The sequence below is a fragment of the Teichococcus vastitatis genome (genome assembly GCF_003604215.1).
Classification (GTDB): Bacteria; Pseudomonadota; Alphaproteobacteria; order Acetobacterales; family Acetobacteraceae; genus Pseudoroseomonas; species Pseudoroseomonas vastitatis.
This window is the reverse complement of sequence record NZ_QXGS01000035.1, coordinates 1-20,765: the sequence shown is the minus strand read 5'-3', so window position 1 is coordinate 20,765 and position 20,765 is coordinate 1. Positions and strand designations below refer to the sequence as shown.

10 protein-coding genes are annotated in these 20,765 nt (G+C 68.9%); 5 read left to right on the top strand and 5 right to left on the bottom strand.

What is annotated here, in order from left to right; genetic code table 11:
- The first annotated feature begins 88 nt into the window (after positions 1-88).
- Positions 89-1,588: a DUF6880 family protein gene (locus tag D2K64_RS19815; protein WP_120010111.1), complete on the top strand. Its 1,500-nt coding sequence runs from the start codon at positions 89-91 to the stop codon at positions 1,586-1,588.
- A gap of 289 nt (positions 1,589-1,877) precedes the next feature.
- Positions 1,878-2,646 (top strand): IS5 family transposase gene (locus tag D2K64_RS19810; RefSeq protein ID WP_370765153.1). Its coding sequence is split into 2 segments (ribosomal slippage): positions 1,878-2,191 and positions 2,190-2,646, totalling 771 coding nucleotides; the frame shifts between segments, so codons are not numbered across the junction.
- On the opposite strand, the gene D2K64_RS19805 is transcribed toward D2K64_RS19810, so the two are convergent.
- The 5 genes from D2K64_RS19805 to D2K64_RS19785 form a co-directional block, all read right to left on the bottom strand.
- Positions 2,618-7,534 (bottom strand): multicopper oxidase domain-containing protein, encoded by a 4,917-nt coding sequence (locus D2K64_RS19805; RefSeq protein WP_120010110.1) that lies wholly within the window; start codon positions 7,532-7,534, stop codon positions 2,618-2,620. The genes D2K64_RS19810 and D2K64_RS19805 overlap by 29 nt on opposite strands.
- Positions 7,535-7,547: 13 nt before the next feature.
- A complete protein-coding gene (locus D2K64_RS19800; RefSeq protein WP_157985975.1) occupies positions 7,548-8,342 on the bottom strand; it encodes a DUF2182 domain-containing protein in 795 nt (264 codons plus the stop codon).
- Between the two features lie 47 nt (positions 8,343-8,389).
- On the bottom strand, positions 8,390-9,025 hold the full coding sequence (locus tag D2K64_RS19795) for a DUF1326 domain-containing protein (RefSeq protein WP_120010108.1): 636 nt from the start codon (positions 9,023-9,025) through the stop codon (positions 8,390-8,392).
- Between the two features lie 9 nt (positions 9,026-9,034).
- Entirely contained in the window at positions 9,035-10,759 is a 1,725-nt protein-coding gene (locus tag D2K64_RS19790) for a PKD domain-containing protein (RefSeq protein WP_120010107.1), read from the bottom strand.
- Positions 10,760-12,888: 2,129 nt separating this feature from the next.
- Entirely contained in the window at positions 12,889-16,956 is a 4,068-nt protein-coding gene (locus D2K64_RS19785; RefSeq protein WP_120010106.1) for a DUF4214 domain-containing protein, read from the bottom strand.
- A 1,940-nt stretch (positions 16,957-18,896) separates the two neighbouring features.
- On the opposite strand from D2K64_RS19785, the gene D2K64_RS24610 reads away from it, so the two are divergent.
- From D2K64_RS24610 to D2K64_RS19770, 3 genes are all read left to right on the top strand, one after another.
- Positions 18,897-19,070: a hypothetical protein gene (locus D2K64_RS24610; RefSeq protein ID WP_157985974.1), complete on the top strand. Its 174-nt coding sequence runs from the start codon at positions 18,897-18,899 to the stop codon at positions 19,068-19,070.
- Between the two features lie 77 nt (positions 19,071-19,147).
- A complete protein-coding gene (locus D2K64_RS19775) occupies positions 19,148-19,732 on the top strand; it encodes an ImuA family protein (protein ID WP_120010104.1) in 585 nt (194 codons plus the stop codon).
- Positions 19,729-20,765 (top strand): Y-family DNA polymerase (locus D2K64_RS19770; RefSeq protein ID WP_162306221.1); only part of this gene is annotated, 1,037 nt, incomplete at its 3' end. The genes D2K64_RS19775 and D2K64_RS19770, both read left to right, overlap by 4 nt.

Sequence of the window (20,765 nt, the reverse complement as noted above, 5' to 3'; positions counted from 1 at the left end):
GCACGTGCCAGCGCTGGTCGAAGCTCCTGGAGTGGTTGACGCCGGGTGGCGCCTCATCCGTCATCCCCACAGCCGTGGAGAACTGAGTATGCCGCCACGCGCCCGCGTTTCCCGTTCACGCCTCGCCTTACCCCTGGTGGCCGATGGGGAGCCCGCAGCGCCCTCCCCTGGCCGCCCCAAGCCGAAGAAGGCTGCGCCGCGTTCTCGCACGCTCAGTGCCGAAGCGCTGGAGCAGCTGGGCGCGCGACGGCTGGCCGAGCTGCTGATGGCGCAGGCCCAGGGCGATGCGGCGCTGGCCCGCACGCTGCGCCTGGCGCTCGCCGGAATGGATGGCAGTGGCCGGCTTGCCACCGAGGTGGAGAAGCGGCTGCGCACCATCGGGCGCTCGCGGGGGTTCATCGAGTGGGACAAGCTGCGCCCCCTCGCCCGCGAGCTCGACGGCCTGCGCGAGACCATCGCCGGCTCCTTGGCCGCGGCGGACCCGCGCGCGGCCGTGGCGCAGATGCGGCTGCTGCTCGGCCTCACTGGCAACGTGTTCGAGCGCAGTGACGACGGCAGTGGCGCATTGGGCGAGGTGTTCCGGCAGGCCGGCGCCGATCTCGGGCGGCTCTGGGCATTGCTGCCAGGCCGCGACCCGCTGATGCTGGCCCGCGAGGTACTGGCGCTCTGGGATGCCGACGGCTACGGCGAGACCGACCGGTTGCTGGAAGCAGCGGCGCCGGCGCTCGGTTCCGAAGGACGGGCAGAGTTGCGCCGCCTGCTTGAGACCCGTCTCGCCGCGCAGCCGCGATCCCGCATGTCTGACGCCTTCGAGGGTTGGCAGGGACGTTTCCAGATCAGCTTCCGCCTGCGCGACCTGGCCGATCTCGAGGGTGACGTCGACGGCTACATCACGGCCGTCGAGGCGGGCGGACGGGCGGAGAACTTCGCCTGCGAAATCGCCGAGCGCCTGATCGCCCGTGGTCGTCCCGAGGAGGCGCTGGCCTGGCTGGACCGGCCCTCGGATTGGCAGGAGAGCGAGGCGATCCGGCGAACCGACCTGCGCATCGCGGCGCTGGAGGCGCTCGGGCGGCATGAGGAGGCGCAGGCGCTGCGCTGGGACGCCTTTGGACGCTGGCTGACGCCGCAGCACCTGCGCCCATACCTCCGTGCCCTGCCGGATTTCGACGACGTCGAGGCGGAGGAGCAGGCGATGGCGCACGCGCTGGCGCATGCCGACCGCAACCTGGCCCTCAGCTTCCTGACTGGCTGGCCCCGCCTGGACGCGGCGAACCGGCTGGTGCGGGCGCACCATGAGGAGATGGACGGGCGTGATTACGGCCGGCTCCGCCCCGCGGCCGAGGCGCTGGCCGAACGATATCCGGCCGCCGCCACGCTGCTGCACCGGGCCCTGGCCGAAGACGTGCTGCGGCGGGCCTCCTCACGGCAGTACACCTATGCGGTGCGCGACATCCGATCCTGTATCAGCCTCGCCCCGCTGTTGCCGACGGAGCCCGATCTCGAAAGCCACGAGATGTTCCTGGCGCGCCTGAGGCGCGAGCATGGCCGCAAAGCGGGATTCTGGGCTCTGCTAGAGGACGGGAGCTGACGGCGAACAGCCCGAACTGGTTGACCCGTAGCCCGCGCCGTCAAGAATGCCTTCATCTGGGTACGAGGCGCCGGAAATCCTCTCTTAGTTCCTACTGCTCTCAGAATCCGATAATCTTTCCCTCTCATAAGTTTACGGAATGTCTATCGAAAACGCTTAGAGCCTATCCCACTAGGCATTAGGTTGAGGGCTTCCCAGATCCTCGTTCATGATGAGGAGATCTGTTCGGACGACGAAGCGGCGCATTCGAGATGACGGTTGGCGCCTGCCGGATGCGCTCTGGGCCGAGATGGAGCCGCTACTACCGCCGCGGCCGAAGCATCCGCTGGGCTGCCACAACCCACGTGTGCCGGACCAGGCGGCGATGGACGCCATCTTCTTTGTGCTGCGCACGGGCTGTCAGTGGACTGTGCTGCGGGAGACGAAGCTCTGCTCGTCCTCCTCGGCACACCGGCGCTTTCAGGAATGGACAGAGGCCGGAGTGTTCGAGGCGTTCTGGCGCAAGGGATTGCTGGCCTACGACGCGTCGCAGGGCATCGACTGGAGTTGGCTCGCACTCGACGGCGCCATGGGCAAGGCACCGCTGGGTGGGGGAAAAAAGCGGGCCCAACCCAACGGATCGCGGCAAGCGCGGGGTCAAGCGCTCGGTGCTGACCGACGGCCTCGGCGTCCCCTTGGGTGCAGTGATCGACGGGGCGAACCGCAACAACCACAAGCTGATGCGCCAGACCCTGCAGGCCATCCCCGTTAAGCGGCCCAAGCTGACGCCCCGTCGCCCCCAGCACCTCTGCCTCGATCAGGGCTTCGACGATGACGAGCCGCGCGTCCTGGCAGCCGAGTTCGGGTTCACCCTGCACCTGCGCACACGTGGCGAGGAGGTCAGGGCCAAGCGGCACGTCAGAGCCAAGGCAAGGCGCTGGGTCGTCGAACGCACGCACTCCTGGCTGAACCGCTTCCGTTCCATCCTGATCCGATGGACCAAGAAGCCTGACAACGACCTCGCCCTGCTTCACCTTGCCTGCGGCATCATCACATGGCGTCACGCCCTACCGGGATAGGCTCTAAGTCGTTCTCGCGAGGCATGCGGAGTTGACCCGAACCCACCCGCACGGATGCCCAAACCCCGTGCTCCGTTCCCCAGCGGAAGGCTCCTGTCCGGGCCGCGTGGTCGCCACCATGGGGCATCTTGACGACCAGCGTCTCGGCACGACAGGGCGCGATGCCGGAGATCGCTCCTGTCCAGGGACTGTTGGCAACCCATGCGGCCTCCGGCCAGGCGCAGCCATGGATGGTGAGGGTGTGTTGCCTGGGCTTGTCGTTGGCGCCGATGACGCGGAGCCAGAGCGGGCCAACCGCATCGAGTTCCGCCAGCGGCGGCGGGGCTCCGCCACCCCGAACGACCGTTCCCCGGTGCACGGGATGGCTCCTGTAGTTCAGGGCCTTCTGTCCACTGTCCTCGGGATCGTCGGTGGGTTCGACGTCCGGCACGGGCAGGTCCGGATTTCCGTTGGTGAAGTGCCGCAGTCCGTCCTGGAAGAACAGCACGGCCTCATGCGCCACCGGCTCGCCGTCTCCAGTCCGGATCTCGGCCTCCACCCCTGTCCAGGCCTCATGATCCGTCCCGGGCGCATAGGGCTCGACATCGCCGGGCAGGACCACCAGCGCTCCGATCAGTCCATGGTGCCGGTGGTTGCGGATGTCCGCCATGTCGTGAAGGAAGCAGACCTGCCCTGGGCCTTCAGTGCGGCTTTCTGGTGCAAGCTTCTCGTCTGCGTACCACCAGTATTCTCGCCAGTTGCGGCCATGGTGATCGGGGCGGTGGACCACGGCGCCCGGGATCCCGGGCTCCTCGAGGTGGATTCCCTCATGTTCCCCATCCTCCATGCGGGGCGGCACGGTGCCGTCGGAGTTCCGTCCCACATGGCTCCCGTCAAACTTTTCGACGTCGTAGAGCAGCAGGCTCGGGTGCAGCGATACGCGGGAGCTGACGGTGCGGCGGTCGGGGCGCTGGAGCTCGTCCAGGTGCTCGAGCGGCAGGCGAGGCGGCGAAGGCTCCACCCCGAACTCGACCTCCTTGCCGCCCTGCGGATTCATCCGGTTCCTTTCTTCTCTCAGGACATCGTTTACGAGGATGAGGCGGACCCATTCGCCGCGTTTGGCCCGGAGAACTAGGGGCTGGTCGTCCTGAGCCACATCTCCGAGCGGCCAGGCTTCGTCCTTGATCGCCTGCTCGAGGTCGCCCTCGCGGAACGGGTGGTGGCGGTAGATCAGCCCCCAGGGATCGGTTAGCGTGGATCCCGCGAACAGGTGCTCGGTCCGCTGCGCCACCACGACGAAAGTCCTGGTTCGAGGTCTGGGTTGACCCGGCGTGGCCGGAAACAGGTCGGGCGTGGCACGGCTCCGCAGCAGGCACTTGCGCGCTTCTTTTGGCGTGCGGCGGTAATCCGGCAGTGGCGAGAATGCCTCGAGGTTCTTCGGCACGGGTGCCAGTGAGCGGACGAGGCCCCAGCAGCCGAGCCAGATGTCGTCGGCGGTGCTGAAGTGCCAGAGGTGGTCGCCAACCCCGTAGGGCGACGCGTTGTCCGGATCGATGTCGAGTGTAAAGGCTTCGGAGATGCCGATCGTCTGCTGGTTGGCCAGCGTGGAAGCCTGATTGCCCCAGTCGCGCCGCCAGCGCAGGCCATGCGCTGTGAAGCTGTGCTGCTCCTCATGCGAACCCTGGATGAGCCGCAGGCGCAATCTCTCGCCCGGATAGGTGCGGAACACGGGCGTGTCCGGGTCGCCCGGCTCACCCGTGGATCCCGGCTGGCTGCGCGCGGCCGTGCTGAGCCAGAGCGAGGGGTCCGGGCCGCGGAAGGTCAGCGGAGAGCTTCGGTAATTGACCGCCATGGATCCGGGATCGTCGTCACCCGACAGCGTCGAGGGCGGGTTCAGCGGGCGGCCGCCGCGGTCGAGGAGCGGCACGAAATCGGCGATGGCCAGGCATGCCTCGCGGTAGGGCGGCAGGCCGCTAGCGGCTGGCGGCACGATCACCGCCTCGGTGTCGTCCCAGGCGATCTCGCTCTGGTCGTCGGCCCGGAGCCATTGCGAACCGTGCGGCTGTGCGACCAGGGCCGCGAACAGCCCATGCTTCTGCCGGAAATTGGCCAGCAGATGGTCATGGAAAAAGCAGGGCCCGAACTCCTCGTCCACCACCCAGCGGTGCAGGCTGACGGTGCGCCGCTCGCCGGGGCCGTCACCGCCGACGGCCTCACGGCAGCTGGCGCCGGACAGGTAGTTCCAGCCGGTGGCGGAGCCGTCCGACGCGAGCGGGTCGAATTTCACGAGGTGGACGTGCAGGCCGCACTCGACCGGCAGTTGCCCATGGTCGATCCCGTCCGCGGGAAAGGAACCGAGGCTGTTATGGTGCCGCCATTCGACGATGTCGCCATGGTTGGCCCGCGGGAACAGCGGGAGCGGGTTTCCGGCAGCCTGTTCCGGAAACCCGGCCGGCAGGACTGGAAAGTGGTGGCTGAAGGTCGTCCTGACCTGGCCGTCGATGCCCTGTTCCCGGATCTCCGCCGAGAGCAGCCTGTAGCGGTGACCGCGGGGGTCATGCCAGCCGTCACCATTGTAGCGCACGGTGTCCGCCAGAACCTCCACGTCGTAGCTGACGATCCTCGGGGCGGGCAGACCGGCAACCTGGTTCCATTGCCGCGCCAAGCCGTCCAGGTCGACGAACACCGCACCCGGCTGCGACCCGTTCCGGCACGCGGGGGGCATCGCCTGCCGCTCCCTCGGTGACGCAGGCGGCATGCGGAGCAACCGGCGCCGGCCGCTCGGCGCCGTGTTGTCGGGCACGGGCGGGGGCGGCGACTTCATCGGGTAGGTGCCGTCGACGAACCAGGGGAAGCCTGGTGTCTGCCATTTCGGAGGATCGGGCTCCCGCCCGGGAAGGGGCGTGAGCGGTGCGCAGTAGCTGCCGTCCGGATAGGGCTGCTCGCCCGTCACCTTCCGGTCGTAGCTGCGCCACAGGCCCCACATGCCGTGATGGAAGTGCGGGTAGAGGTGGCAGTGCCAGATGATGTCGCCGACAGCGTGCTGGCGGCTGCCGGAGCCGTAGAGTGGGTCGATTGTCATGCCCGCCTGCGGCCCGATCGTAACCGAGTCCAACAGCTGCGATCCCTTGCATCTCGGCTTTCCAGACTGATCGGTGCCGCTCACCGAAGGGGGTGCCGTATCGCTGGCGACGGCACGCCACTGGTGGACATGCAGGTGGAAAACGTGCGTTTCCTTGACCCCGGCATGAACGAGCCTGACGCGGCACGGATCGCCCCTGTAGGCGCGCAGCACATGTGTCACCGGATCGCCGAAGAGCCAGGAGCTGTGGTGCTGCTCCTCCCCGGCAACGCGCTCCAGCCACTCGCCGCCGGAGGTCCGGGCCGTGAGGAACTGCTCCTCCAACTCGTCGCCGAGGCGCCAGCCGAAGGCCGAGCGGTCCACCCCGGCCGGACCGGGCGGCAGCGGCCTCGCCGCCGTCCGCGCAACGTAGCGCCGCATGCGGTGCGGCAGGCGGTTGTGCATCGGCTCGGCACGGTACGACAGCGGCATCACCGAGTGCTCGTCGACGGTGTGTAGCCCCGAATGGATCTCTGGCTCGTCATGGAAGAAGACTGTGAACTCACGGAAGCTGCGGGGAACTTCATCCGTGTGGAAGTCGACAAAGTCGCGGTGCTCCGGGGCCGCCGGGTTTTCCCCTCCGACGAGGATATCGACGTCGAGCAGCGTGGCCCAGGGCTCGTCGGTCAGGTCGCGCCCCGTCTCGGGATCGCGCCAGCGGCTGCCCTCTGGTTCGACGGTCAGCGCCCCGAACAGGCCGTGGGCGTTTGTGCCATCCTGCCCGCCCCGCACATCCGCGAGGTCGTTGATGGGCCACACGCCCTCATGCGCCGCGCTGTAGTGCAAGGTCCACGAACCGCCATAGGGGATGGTGCTGTCCTGATTGTTCCCCAGGTGGCTGCCGTCGGCATACCGGACTCCGGCACCCTCCGCAGTGGCGATTCCCTCCCCCTGCACATGAAACCCGACGCGGCGGCCTCGCAGCTGGTTCTCGACGGTGATCTCGACCTGCTCCCCTTTCCGGCAGCGCAGAACCAGCGGCCGCAGGGCCGGGATCGGCTTCATCGGGTTAAAACGGTTGCAAGGTGTTCCGCGGTTGGTTCCTGGCGCGTGGTCATTGAGCAGCAGGCGCTCGACCCGATCCCGCGGAATACCCGAGGCTCCCGACAGGGCGGCGGCGTCGAAGCGTCGAGTGGGATCGGCGGCGCACGCTGTGAACCATTGCTCGATGGACCGGTCGAGCAGCTTCGCCTGCGCGGCCCAGTGGCGGCGCCACTCCAGGCGCTGCCCGGGCGACAAGGTGACTAGGCGGATGGCCCGCGGCGCGGTGGCTGGGTCGAGTTCGGGCGCCTCCGTCTGGGCCCCGTCGTCCGCCGCGGGTGCGGCGGCCTCCCGCCAGTGCGGCGGCCCCTCCTCGTCCCCGAGCGCGGTCAGCGCCGTGCGCAGCTGGTCGACGGTTCTCCGAACGTTGTCGCGCACCGCCATCGCGCGGCCTCCCATGCGGCGTGGACCGCGGCTGAGGCGGTCCTCTGCCTCGGGATACTCCGGCGTGCCCTCGCGGCGTACAAGGTCGGCGAGGAGGCCCTGGTCCTCCTCCGGTCCCTGGCGCAGGCGCTGGAGCTGTGCCTCCAGCCGCTCCAGGCCGTCGATGACGAGTTGGGCTCGTTGGCGGGTGGTGTGCAGGCGCGGCAGGAGCTCGTCGGAATCGTACCAGCGGTCCCGTGCCCACAGCAGGAGGGTGTCGAGCTGCTTCGGGGCGAACACCATGCCGTTCGGGTCATGGTCGCCCTCCAGCGTGTAGACGATGGGGACCGAGCGGGCGACGACGTGATAGCGGCGGTGCGTCATCGGCGTCTTCCTTTCACGGCCACCCGGCAGCGGGGGGCAGGATCCCGGACAGGAGCAGCAGGCCCACCGCCGCGCAGAGGGCCGCCTGCAGCGGAACCAGCGGCCGGACCCAGGGGAGCATCCGCTCGGCCGCCATCACCACCGCCGTCAGCACCATGACGGGCAGCGCCAGGGCGCCCACCAAAAGCCCGAGTGTCATGAGCGCCCAGCAGCAGCCAATGCAGACGAGGCCGTAGTGCAGCCCGGAAGAGGTGGCGGCGCGCAGCGGCGCATCCGCCCGCCAGCGGGCCATGAGCAGGCCCGCAGGGCTGCGGCACGCGGCCAGGCAAGCCCGCTTCAGCCCGGTGAACTGGTAGGCACCGGCGAGGATCGCCGCCGCGCCCGCGGGGAGCGCGGGATGCGAGCCCACCCAATCGAGGCGACCGACGATCCCGTTCAGAACGGTTCCCGCCGTGAGGAGCGCAGCTCCCGCCACCATCCAGGCCAGAACGAACCCCGCCGCGCCCGCCGCGACCAGGCGGCCGGAATGGCTGCGCCCCCCGAGCAGCCGGGACAGTTCGCGCAGGAAAGGCAGGGCGGTCGGAAGCATCATCGCCAGCACCATCACGACCCATCCGGCCAGCCAGAGCATCGCGGGCGGAACGTTCCAGCCGGCGGTGCCGTGCACGTGCGCTCCATGCGTGTGTGCGCCGTGTCCCGCCGCGGCCTGGAGGGGATGCGACGCCGGCCAGTCCGCGAACCCATGCCCGTGCAGCCATGCCATGGCCAGCCAGGACACCGCCGCGAGGGCGAGCACCGCGGCGGCCAAGCCGCGCGCCGGGGCCAAAAGCCTGGACGCGTGTGGGCGCATGCCCGTCATTCCCGGCGCCGGTTCGAATAGTTGAACCGGGCCACCATCCCAGCGCGGCCGGCATAGGCAACGGGTCCTCCGGGGAGCGGCGACACGGCGGCCTCGAACCTGTCCATCTCCTGAACCACGGCGGGGCCGACTAGCCCGAGCTCGTGGTGCAGCGCGCTGTCGTGCAGGGTCATCGGGTCGATCCTTCCGTCCATGTGGGCGGGCTTTCCCTTCGCATAGGCCAGCCGGATGCCCTGTGCCTCCACCAGGATCTCCCACTCCCCGCCGCTGCGGCGCCGCGTGATGGCCGCGGCGCCGGACGAGACCACCGTGCCAAGCATCTTCGACACCTCGCCAAGGGTCGTGCCCTCCCCGGCGGAGAACGCGGCGATCAGCGCCCGCTGCGCCGCGCTGGGAAGCGCCACGTCGGCGAAGAGCACCGACTGGCTGCCGCGGCCGACGCCGTGGAAGGAGGCGGCGGCGAAGGAGCGCCCGCCAACGTCATGATCCTCGACCATGGACCTCTCGTCGAAGGTCCAGACGTAGACCGCGTTGCAGTGGTTCTCGTCCGGCGTGTCGTCGGCCCAACAGGGACAGATGGTGTAGCAGTCGCAGATCTCGGCGAAGTCGCCGGTGAGCCTGGTGGTCGCCATTGCCCGCTCCTAGTTCCGGATCAGCACCTGCTGGTTGCGCGCCGCGCGGCGCGACCTGATCTCCACCTCGTCGCCGGGAGCGGGCCCCATCTCCGCGTCCGACATCACCCTGCGGACCGACCACGCGCCATCGGCGTCCGCCTGGGCACTCCCGAGCTCGGCGCCGCCGAACAGGATGGTCACCTGGTTGGGGATCGGGGTCACCGTGCCTTCCACGCGGAATTGGCGCCTGCCGGTCCGGAACTCGGCGCGGGTCAGCTGGAGGGTGTCTGGCCCGGGCTCCGGGGCGACCGTGACGGCGAGTTCGGCGATGTCCGGTCCGCCCTCGCCCTGGACGGTCAGACGAAAGGCATATTCCCCGGGCAGCTGCGGCGTGAAGCGGGCGGTGGCCGCATCCGCAGCCGTCAGGGCTACGCCCTGCCCAGCGGTCTGGGCCCACGCGAAGGCTGTGGCAGCCCTGGAGCCGCTGCCGTCGAGCACCACTTCCTCCCCGACGACGGCACCACTGGTCAGCACGGCAAGGGCCACAACGCCGAGATTGGAGGCTGGGGTCCCGGCCAGCTCCACGCGCTGGCTTCCGACGCCGCCCTTGTCGGACTTCACCTCCAGAACCGCGGGAGCCGCGGCCACGCCGGCGAAGATTTGCGGAACTTCCGTGACGGAAAGCCCCAGGGCGGGGATGGTCAGCGCGGCCGCCGGATCCGAGGATCCGGCCGACACTGTCAGGGTGGCGTCGTCCAGGTTGTGCAGGGCGGACTGCACGACGACCTCGTCGGTGAACACAACCGGCCAGCGGGAGGGCGGTTGGTCAGTGACGTTGACCAGCTCCGCCTCCCCGGCGCCCGGCGGCGCGGCGATGCCAGCGTAATTGGCACCCTCGCCCCTGAGTTCGATCCTGACACCGGGGGCCACCAGCTCAAGCGACTGGTCCGGGACCGAGGTGGCCTGCACCCGGAGGTGCACCTGGCCGCCCTTCACGGCGTAGCTCGCTTTGGCCACGGCCGCACCGAACCGGGTGGCCAGGCGGCCCTGCACCGTGAACAGGTTGGTCCAGATGCGGTCCGGATCGCCGGGCGCCTCGGGGTCGGGCAACCCTCCCCCTTCAGCGATCCGGGGGCCGGAAATCCGCACGGCGTTGTAACCGAAAGGACTGCCGACGATCTCCCGCTCGGTCGCGCCGTCGCCCAGGTAGCCGTCGGGAGCGCCCGCCGCCCACTTCAGGAACGGAGCGATCCGCCCGGAGCCGAGAACGGCGGTGGGATTCCCCTCGGCCACCCCAAGGTCTTCCGTGTAGGCGACGCGTCCGCGATCATCGGCTTCCAGGGGATCCGTTTCGCCGTAGGGATGCTTCACGACGTAGGCGGCACCAGGAACCGCGTCGTCGATCCTGACGCGCAACCGCGCGAAGACCACGTTGGCACCGGGGCTGGGGCTGCCGGCGCCGCCGAAGGCCGCCTCCAGCGCCATGATCACACGCGCCCGGCCGACCGCGTCGGTTCCGCCTATGGGCAGTTCCGCCTCGGCCGCGAAATAGAACGCCTCGTCGGGGAAGTTGTCGGGGAACTGCAGCGGCGCCCCGGGCGACGGCAGTTCGCCAACGGCCGGCGTGAGGGGGTCGGGTCGGAGCGCGAGATCGAGACGTGTCCCCTCGCCATCCTCGAACCACATCGGGAACCCGTGGTCAGGATTGATCGGGCCGGCCGCGGAGAGCCTCTCGCCATTGTGGATCGCCATCACTGCACTCCTGGACCGTTCTGGGCAGGCGCATTCTTCGCAGGCGGCGTCCTGGCCATCTTGGCCAGAACAGATGCGGCAACGTAATGATATCACTAGGAAGGCGCAACGGCGGCATCGTTACATCTTTATAACGTGATTCGCTTGCCGCCAGGCGGCTCCGCGCGCCTGCCGGATCGTCGGCGGTCAGCTGGGAGCCGGACTGTACTGCGCCAGAGCAAGCGTCCGCCAAGTCCGGGGCTACGCCCAGCCGATGTGGATTGCGCAGTTCCGTTGCAAGATTGTTGGTGGCCACGAATGGCCGCAACGGAAACAAGATGGGGCTGCGTGCTGGAACAGCTCAGCAATAGCGGCGGTTTGGGCCCCGCATATCGCGTCCGCCGATTGTTCAAACCTGCCTCTTCCTGATCATTGCCACTACCCATAGCTTGCCAGTGTTCGTCGTGCCGTCTGGAAACCGCCGAAGCCGAGCTCCAGTCTGACCATACGTTTCACGCGCCGATGGTCTTGTTCCACGATGCCATTGAGGAACCTGCATTGTCGCAGACGGGTGGAACATCACAGCTCGCCTCCCTCTTTCCTCTCCATTGCGGCACGCAAGTAGGTCGGAGTTTTTGTCCACCGCGATGGCATGCGGGTTCACCATATGCGGCTGTCCTGGCGCCATGCGGAAAAGCCGTTTTGCAGCCTCGCGTCGCGGCGCTGCGCGACGTGCGTGCGGACCTGCTGGTCCTGCTGGTGAGCTACGAAGCGCTGCCCTGCCACCAGCATAGCTTTCTGGCCGTCGACCGGCCGCGGAAGCCTACGACGCGCGGCTGGTGGTGCATGGCCACCACCATTACGACTAACACGGCGTCACCGCCAACGGCCTCCGGGTGCGTGGTCTGGGCCACGCCTAGGTGCTGCGGCTCGGCGCGGCGGATCTGGCGTGAGGGGGCGCGGGAAGGCGTGGCTAGGAGCTGGAGCACTTGCATCCTACAGGGGTATGCCGGTGGTAGCGCTTGCAAGGAAATCCGGCGGTGTCAGGAACACCGCCGGATCCAGCATCGACAGTTACCGTTCAAGCACCAGGTGATGCCTCGCACCCGCCGGCGCTGGTTCTGGTAATCCGTTCCTCCCGCCGTGACATCACCTCGAGGAACCGCAGCCCGAGCGTCGCCGCTGATTGTGAAGTCTACCCGAGAGGCGCCTGCTGAAACCGGGGGAATGCCGTAGCGGTACGGTACACGCACGGTGCCAAGGATGCCGGCGGCCTTTCCGAAGATGTGTTACACGGCCAGGGACATTGCATTGCCCGGAGGAGGAAGTTGCGTTACCCCGCGTAGGAGTAACGAGGGGACGACAGCATCCGCAGGCAAACAGCGATGGAGTCTCTCCTTTGAGGCGCTCTGTTGTTCGGCTCAACCGCAGGAGTGGCGACCTGATTTCTGTGTTCTGCTGCAGAGCCCCCGGTATGCTGTTGCCATGTGATCCGCGGCATGAGTGTCATGCAGGCCTAGGGTTGCGGAGGAACTCGCGATGTCCTCAAGCAATGATCTCGTTGGTCGCGGCAGCGTCCAAGGAAAACACTCCGCCACCATGGGCAGCGTGTTTTCATTGCCAGTCGCTGCGGCAGAGCCGATCTGGCGTTCTGCAGGCGCGTGCCCCGCAGAAACAAGCTGCCCTCCGGTGCGGAACTTCGGGCTGGCGGAGGCTGCCGCGCCAAGTCCCTGCATAATCGCGCCTCGCACCACAGAGACATGGCCACAGCAGCCCTTGTTGAGGCCACCCTACCCGACGGATGAAGTTCACTGCGAACTTCGCACCGCCATGTGCGAACTCCGGAGTGAAGTTCCGCGCGAACCGTAGGGAAGGTCCTTCTGCGCAAACCCGGAGAGCAGGAGCCCGGCACCACTGATGTCCCCTGTTCCTCGCAGTTCTACTTCGAGCGACGTGGCACAAGGAAAATACGAGGCGGCACGCCCATGAACGGCACGTCCGTCACGGGGTCCACACGCATCTCCGGCCTCTTGGCCAGTCCAGCACGCCGGGAGGGGATGGAACGTGGCGTAGGGGTCTGGGGCGTCAGCAGATGCCATTGCGAGATCTGACCCAGCGGCGGCCGCAGTTCCAGGCGGAAATCCCGCCGGTCAGGCGAAGGATATTCCGAAGTAGCCCGGATCCTCGTTCATGATGAAATGCGCCGTCAGGGCGATGTGCTCGGCGCTCTCGGAGAACCCGCCCATGGCGTCTGCCCGGCTGAGCGTGTGGCTGTCGAGCAGATTGACCCAGTGGGCCTTCCCTGCCGCATCCGATTCACGGCCGAGGCCGTTCACGTAGAGGGACTCCACGAAGTCGGAGGTGCTGCTCGTGCCGAAGCGGATGTCGAACTCCACACTGGCGGCAAAGCCCTCGACCAGCTGCTTATAGGTCAGCGTCCCGCTGTCGAGCATCTGCCTCCAGCCATCCAGCCCCGCCATGTCGGGCAGCCGTCCCAGCGCCGTGTCATAGAGGCGGGCGACCGCGGCCGCGTTCTCTGACAGGTCCCAGATGCCCTGCTTCACCAGGCCGGCGGTGTTGGCCTGGTTCTCAGCGCTCTCGGAGAACCCGGCCAGGACCTCGGCACGGGTCATGGCGTGACTGTTGAGCAGGTTGATCCAATGGACCTTTCCCGCTGCGTCTGAGGCGCGGCCGAGGGCATTCGTGTAAAGCGCTTCGACGAAGTCGGAGGTCGCCGAGCCTTCACCGTAGCGGGACGTGAACTCCGCACTCCTGATGAAGCCGTCCGCCAGCTCCGCAAGCTTGTGGCCCTGCCCGATGTGAGCGGTCCAGGCATTCAGTCCACCCTGATCGGCGCCACGGCCCAGAGCCGCCTGGTAGAGGCGGACAACCTGCGCGGCCGGGTCGGCGGTGTCGAACACCATCCGTCCGTCGGCAAAGCGAACCTCCTCCACCGAATGCAGCACGTCCGCACCGCTTTCCGAGGCGATCGCCGTACGGCCGTCGGAGAGAGCGGTGACCGTGAAGCCGCTCCGCCCAGCCCGGCCCATGTCCAGCACGTCATGGCCGTTGCCGCCCACATAGGCGTGGTTGCCGGCGCGGTGGGCCAGGACGCCGCCGGCATCCGGCCCGAACACCGTGCCGAGGATCGCCAGCTCCGATGTCGGAGCCGGCACAGGACGCTCCGGCTGGGCCGGCACAACCGGAAGAGGCTCAGGCTCCACCGGGACGGGGTCAACCGGAGCGGGCGCCCCGTCGCCACTGACGATGGTGGCGGTCGCCTCGCCGCGCAGCAGCGTGGCGTGCACGGCCTCGTGCAGGCGGATGGTGAAGGTCTCGGCGCCCTCGACCAGATCGTCGTCGAGGACCGCCACCCGGATAAATGCCTCGGTCTGGCCGATGCCGAAGACAACCTTCCCGGCGGAGATGGCGTAGTCTTGCCCACCCTCAGCGGACCCGCCATGCAAGGTGTAGGAGACCGTCACGGGAGCTGCGTAGGCCCGGGACAGGACGACCCGGAACAGCGCCTGGTCGCTTTTCTCGGCAGTCTCGATGTCGCCGATGGACAGGGTGGGGAGCACATCGTCGTCCAGGATGGTGCCGGCCGCCACCGCGTCTCCGAGCGTGATGCTGGACGGGGTGCCGAGCTGGACACCCGGCGCCGCGTCGAACCCGTAATCCCAGCGGAACAGGTTAAGGGCCTTCCGGATCTCGCCCGGCATGAAGCTGGCAGTGCCGGCGAGGACCTGATGCGGCTCGCCATAGGCGTTCAGGCCACCGTTGATGCTGTAGGAAACGGTCACGGCAGAGGGGTGGGAACCGTCGAGGGTCAGCACGTAGCCCTCTTCGTCGGTGTGGCTCGCGGCCGCCACCAGCGAGGCCGCCGGGTCGGACAGGGTCACCGTGAAGGAGCGGTCGCCATTCGCCAGCGTGTCGCCAGTGGCGTCGAGCTGGATGGACTTCGCCGTCTCGCCGGCGGCGAAGGTCACCGTGCCGGATTGCACTTGCTCCGCCCCGGCCTGGCTGACCGAATAGCCAACCGTGACGTCGCGGTCATAGACGTGCCCGAGCGTCACGGCGAAGCCGCTTCCGGCGGGCGTGCCAGCATCGCCCTCGGCGACCGAACCCATGTCGGAGACGGACACCGTCGGGGCCAGGGACGACCACAGCGTCTCGGAGGTGTAGAGTTTCGGGCTCGCATAGGAGGAACCGAGGCGGATGGCCTCGAAGTTGATGAGGGTGTCCGTCCAACCCATGCTCAGCTCGGTGAGCTGCAGCGCGCCACCCGACAGCCACTGCATGCTGTAGTGGATGGCGTCGAGGATGTAGTAGGCGATGTCCCAGCCGTCGCCGCCGTCGAGCGTGTTGCTGCCCTCGCCGCCGCGGATGCTGTCGTCGCCGTCGCCGCCGGAGATGGTGTCGTTGCCGCGGCCGCCCCACAGGACGTTGTCGCCGCCATTGCCGAGGATGGTGTCGTCGCCGTCGCCGCCGAGCGCATGGGCCAGGCTCGCCACATGCGCCACCGTCAGGGCGGTGGCGCCTGCCAGCTGCTGCGCCTGGTTCAGGTCGAGCCGGACCGCGGCGGAGAAGGCCGAGAAATCGAGTGTGTCGGAGCCGCCCGCCACGCCGTCCACCGTGGTGCGGGAGGCATCCTGCGCCACCACCGTCGCCAGGTCGTCCGTGAAGGTGAAGCGGTCGGAGGCCGACTGCGCCTCGCCCACCACGCTCAGCTGGAACGAGGAGACCGCGATGCCCTGGCCGTCGCCGCCATAGGCGTCGGTGAGCCGCAGCGTCCAGCCGCCCTGGGCGTTCTCGCCCCAGAAGGCGTTGGTGGAGAAGACCCAGGCATTGTCCGAGAGGGCGGTCATGGTGCCGCCGTAGCCGGAATAGTCCTGCATCGCCTTGACCAGCGTGCTGGTGGTGCCGTCGGCCGAGATCAGCTCGAGGCCCCAGCTGCCGCCCACCGGCCTGGTGGTGAAGGTCATGTAGACCTGCACCTTCTGCACCATGTGGTCCGCGGCGAAGGAAACGCTGCCGATGGCGGTGCCGCCGTCCGCCGTGGTCAGCGCGCCGCCGATGGTGCTGGCCGCGGTGGCCGCCACCGTGCCGTATAGATCGCTCCAGGTCGCCAGCGTGACGGCGTTCCCGTAGTGGAACCTGTCGGCTTCGCTGCCCACCGCGAAGCGCGTCTCGGCGAGGCGGGTGGCGGCGCGGGCGTCGGCAATGCCGAAGCCCACGTCGTTGGAGAACACCATGCCGCCGCCGTTCCAGCCCGTGCCGCCATTGGCCACCGCGGCGTAGCGCAGCGACGAGGCGTCGTAGGCGGACAGCGAGGCGGACAGCGCCAGGATCTCCTGCACGTCCCGCGCGCCGAGGCCGACATTGGCCTCGTACATCAGCGCGGCGACGCCGGTCACGCCCGGGGCGGAGAAGGAGGTGCCGGAGTCGGGCGCGAAGCCGCCATTGCCCGTCGAGCTCAGGATGTCGACGCCGCCCGCGGCGACCAGCACGGCGGAGCCGGGGGTGGAGAAGTTCGCCACCCGGCCATACTGGTCCACCGCGGCGACGGTGATCACGTAGGGGGACTGGACTACCGAATGAAAGGCGGTCTGGTCGTATTTGTGTCCGTCATTGCCCGCCGAGAACACGACCGTGGTACCGAGGCCGCCGCGCCCCTGCGTCGCCGCCGCCTTGATGCCCTCGTGCAGGACCTTGATGTTGACGGCGCGGAACGGGTCGCCGTAGGGGGAGTTGAAGGCCCAGCTGTTGTTGATGACGTCCTGGCCGTAGAGTGTGGCGCCCTCGCGGATGGCGACGCCCACCGCCTCGGCACCGGTCCGGGTGGCGCCGCCGCCGGCCGTCAGCATGTTGCCGCCGGCATGGGAGATGCGCAGCAGGCCGAACTCGGACCCGCGCGCCACGCCCACGATGCCGGTGCCGTTGGCCGCGCCGGCAACGATGCCCGCGACCTTGTCACCATGGAAGGTGCTGTTGGCCGTGAGGAGAGGGTCCGGGTCGCCGTCCTTGTAGTCCCACGACAGGGTCGAGTCGTAGTTCGGCCACAGGTCCGAATGCGTGTAGTCAACGCCCTGCTCGACGATGCCGATCCTCACGCCAGCGCCGGTGTAGTCCTCCCAGGCCTGCTCCGCCTTTGAGCCGCCCATTCCGGACTTCAGGTGCCACTGCTGCGCGAGCTTCGGGTCGGTCGGGAGCGGCATGGCACATTCCGGCTGGATCGCTGGGCACACAGCGGGGAGCCCGCGGTGAAGCGATGTTTAATCGATCAACCTTGCCGCAGGATTTAGGAGACGCACGCCTGGTGTCTTTTTTGGACATTCGTGGGGTGGAGTGTCTGGTCGACGAGGAACCAACCCCGACAGCAAACACCCGGAACGCCCGCGGCTGGAGTTCGAGCCCGCAGGCGAGGATCTGCTTTCTTTCGGCGTCGGCGCGGCCATGTCGTCGTGGCGCCTGTCGGCGGCCACGAGCGCCTCCCACAGGCGCGCCTCACCACCAGAGGCTACGGCGTATCTGGCCCATGCACAGGAGGCGGCGGAGCTTCGCAGCGTTGGTGAACAGCGAATTCACGCCAGCAGCCGCGTCGCGGAAGAGCTTCCAGAATGGACCTCCTGACGTCATCCTTGGGGCGACCGAACAGGCGGCACATTTCCATCAGGTCACTGATCGCTGGCACATAGAAGGTCCCGGCTTGGGTCACCACCGCGACGTGGGAGGCTGGAAGAACGGTCCGTCATACCCCATGCACGCTGGCATGCCTTCACACTGGTTCGGCTCCGCGACAGATGAAGTTCGAGTTTCCTTGCTGTTCCAGGTTTTTAACTTGCCAGGATACAACCGCGCCCATAGCGATCGCAGGTCCGACGAGCGCGCCGAGACGGGACCACGCCGGCGGATCGTCGGCGGCCCTTTTTCTGCACCAAGACGGTGCGGCGCTCTGGATGGAACTGTTTCGGCTTACCGGGGCAGCGAGTCGGATGCGCAATGCTCCAGGCTGCAGCCCGATGTCGCCGGTGTCTCGTCCTCCGGCTCCCGCGGCCGCGGCATGGGACGGACTTCCGCGCGATGCAAGGCTGTCGCCGCGAACCCGGATGCCCAGGGCATGCCGCGGGCCCAGGACAGGCCCAGCGTGGTCGGCAGGGGATGAGCGTCGGCCGGCCGCGTCATGGAATCGATCCTGAGAAATGGTGAATCCCAGCTAGCGCGACAGGCGTTAATTCTTTCTGAGCAGGATGGCAGGTTTCGTGGTGAAACCTCGCCGGAGGCCGAGCCTGCACGAGACCGCGGGAACGTCATTGAGTTGTCAGGAGCGAGGGCCAGGAGGCATCTAGGACAGGACGGGTGCACGCCTCTCGAGTGGTGTTCCTGCATCCACCTGAGCCGTCAACGGCCCAGGTGGTCAGATCCATTCCGGCCGATCCCGGCGCTTCAGCGAGACCATCGGAGGCGTCCCCGATTGGCTGTGAGATACGCTGGTGTCAGAACGCCGTCCCGATCCGCGGCTTCCCAGAAGCTTTCGCAGCTCTTCGGAGAGGCCCTCGATGCAGAACTGGGCGGCCCCGATATCCGCGGAACTATGGTGGTGCCGGCGGATTGCACGGTCGGCACTGCGGAAGAGCTCCTGCCACATGCGTTTTCCTTGCCGCCATCAGCAGCGGCATCGTCGTTGTACCCACCGGAGATTCTGCCGGTGGATGCGAAAGTTCCCCCGCAGCGATGCCACGCGGGAGGATCGCACCGACGAGGACAATGAGCGGATGAGGGACACGGCCGTTCTCAAGGACAGCAGCGGCGTTGTGTTTTGCTGATGCCATCGGCCGGCGCGGCGGCCCGGATGCCTGAATCATCGGCGCCAGTTTTCCTCGCGACAGGATGTCTGTATGTGGCTGCCGCGCAGGACCAGGACTGCGTCATCCCAAGAAAAATCGGTTCCTGCTCCGGCAAGTTAAACTGGCTCAAGCCGACCGGCGGTCTTCTCGGCGCCTCTCCGTGCATCCCAGGCTCGCCCGGTGGTGCCTGGTCATGCCGACGGAACCGCCGACCCCTGATCCGAAGCCGCTGCACAGCTTCGGTCAAGCTTACGCTGTTGCCGTCGTTCTGTTCTTGATCGGTTCTCTGAGTCTCACCTAGCGTCCCGCTCATGCCCGAGCACCCTGACCTGCCCGCTCCTTTCCCATCCCCCTGCCGCCCGGCCACGCGCCTCGGGCGGGCCGCTGGTGGCCAGACTCGCCGCGAGCAGCGGGTGCGGCACCTGGAGCGCTCAGGCTTCCTGGTGCTGAAGTCGCCGCCCGCCCGGCTGCACAGCGCCGGCTGATCCCGGCGCATGGCCACCTCTCCCGCCGTCCTGAACGATCTGCGGGCCCGGCTGGCCCGGATCGAGCGGGGGGGGGTGTGCGGGAGCCGCCTCCGGCCCTGCCGCTGGCCGCCGCCATCCACCGCCACCTGCCGGAGGGCGGCTTGGCGCGCGGCGCGCTGCACGAGATCCAGATGGCCGATCGCCAGGCCGGGGTCGCCCTCGCCGAGCTGATCCTCGGCCGCCTGCACGCGCCGGTGCTGTGGATCGCGCCTGGCGGCGAGCAGCCCTGGCCGCCCGGGCTGCAGCGCCTGGGTCTCGCCGCCGACCGGGAGCTCCTGGCGGAGTTCCGCCAGCCGGCCGACGGGCTGTGGCTGCTGGAGGAGGCGCTGCGCGCGCCGGCGCTGGGCGGCGCCGCACTGCGGCTCGACCGGCTCGATCGGATCGCCTCGCGCCGGCTGCAGCTGGCGGCCAAGGGCTCGTCCCGGATCGGCCTGCTGCTGCGCGACGGGGCGGAGGCTGGCCCCTGCAGCGCGGTGAGCCGCTGGCACGTCGCCTCGCTGCCCGATGCCGAGCTGCGGCCGCGTTGGCGGCTGACGCTGCTGCGCTGCCGCGGTGGCCAGCCCGGCGCCTGGGTGGTGCGCGCCTCGGACGGCGCGCTGTGGGTGGAGGAGCCGGCATGAGCCGCCGCTGCCTGGCCCTGGTGCTGCCCGAACTCGCCCTCGACCGGCTGCGCCGGCAGCACCTGGAACTGCAGGGGCGGCCCTTCGCCGTCTGGAGCAGTTCCGGCCCGCGCCGACTGCTCAGCGCCGCCGCGGCGCCGGGGCTGTGGCCGGGTCAGGCGCTGGCCGACGCGCAGGCGATCCACCCCGATCTGCCGCTGTTCGAGGCGGCGCCCGCGGCCGACGCCGCGCTGCTCGAGCGGCTGGCACTATGGGCGCCGCGCTTCACGCCGCTGGCCACGGTGGACGGCACCGACGGGCTGCTGCTCGACATCACCGGCGTCGCCGGGCTGTCCGGCGGCGAGGCGGCGTTGCTCGAGGCGGTGCTGGGGAGCTTCCGCGCCGGCGGTTACCGGGCGGTGGGTGCCATCGCCGACGCGCCGGGCAGCGCCGCCGCCCTGGCGCGCTGCCCCGCGGCACCGCGCATTCTGCCGCCCGGCACCGGCGCCGAGGCCCTGGCGGCCCTGCCGCTCCCCGCGCTGCGCCAGCCGCGGGCGCCGCTGGCCCGGCGCTTCGGCCGCGCGCTGCTCGACGCGCTGGACGCGGCCTCCGGCGCCCGCTCGCGGCCGCTCCGCCCGGTGCGGCCGCCGCCGGTCTTCGCCGCCGCGCGCGAGCTGCCCGAGCCGATCGTCACGCGCCCGGCGATCGACCGCGTGCTGGCGCTGCTGCTGGACGAGCTCTGCGCCGTCCTGGCGCGGTCGGGCCAGGGCGCCCAGCGCCTCCTGCTGCGCGCCTTTCCGGGTGGATCGGGCGGTGCAGGAGCTGGCGATCGGCACCGGCGCCGCCTCGCACAGCCCGGCGCACTTCGCCCGACTGTTCGCGCCCCGGCTCGACCGGCTGGAGCCGGATCTCGGCTTCGAGCGAAGGGTGCTGCAGGCGACAGGCACCGAACCCCTTCATTGGGCCATTCTCCCCTAAGCTCGACTTTGGCCATCAGGCGGCGTGACAGAGGGCGTAAGCCCAGGCGTGCTGGAGCGCTTGCCGAGGTTTTGCG

Excerpts from the sequence above, each read along its gene's own strand:
- D2K64_RS19815 (WP_120010111.1), top strand. The coding sequence starts at position 89 with ATGCCGCCACGCGCCCGCGTTTCCCGTTCACGCCTCGCCTTACCCCTG.
- D2K64_RS19795 (WP_120010108.1), bottom strand. The coding sequence starts at position 9,025 with ATGGCGACCACCAGGCTCACCGGCGACTTCGCCGAGATCTGCGACTGC.
- D2K64_RS19790 (WP_120010107.1), bottom strand. The coding sequence starts at position 10,759 with ATGGCGATCCACAATGGCGAGAGGCTCTCCGCGGCCGGCCCGATCAAT.
- D2K64_RS24610 (WP_157985974.1), top strand. The coding sequence starts at position 18,897 with ATGCCCGAGCACCCTGACCTGCCCGCTCCTTTCCCATCCCCCTGCCGC.
- D2K64_RS19805 (WP_120010110.1), bottom strand. The coding sequence starts at position 7,534 with ATGACGCACCGCCGCTATCACGTCGTCGCCCGCTCGGTCCCCATCGTC.
- D2K64_RS19785 (WP_120010106.1), bottom strand. The coding sequence starts at position 16,956 with ATGCCGCTCCCGACCGACCCGAAGCTCGCGCAGCAGTGGCACCTGAAG.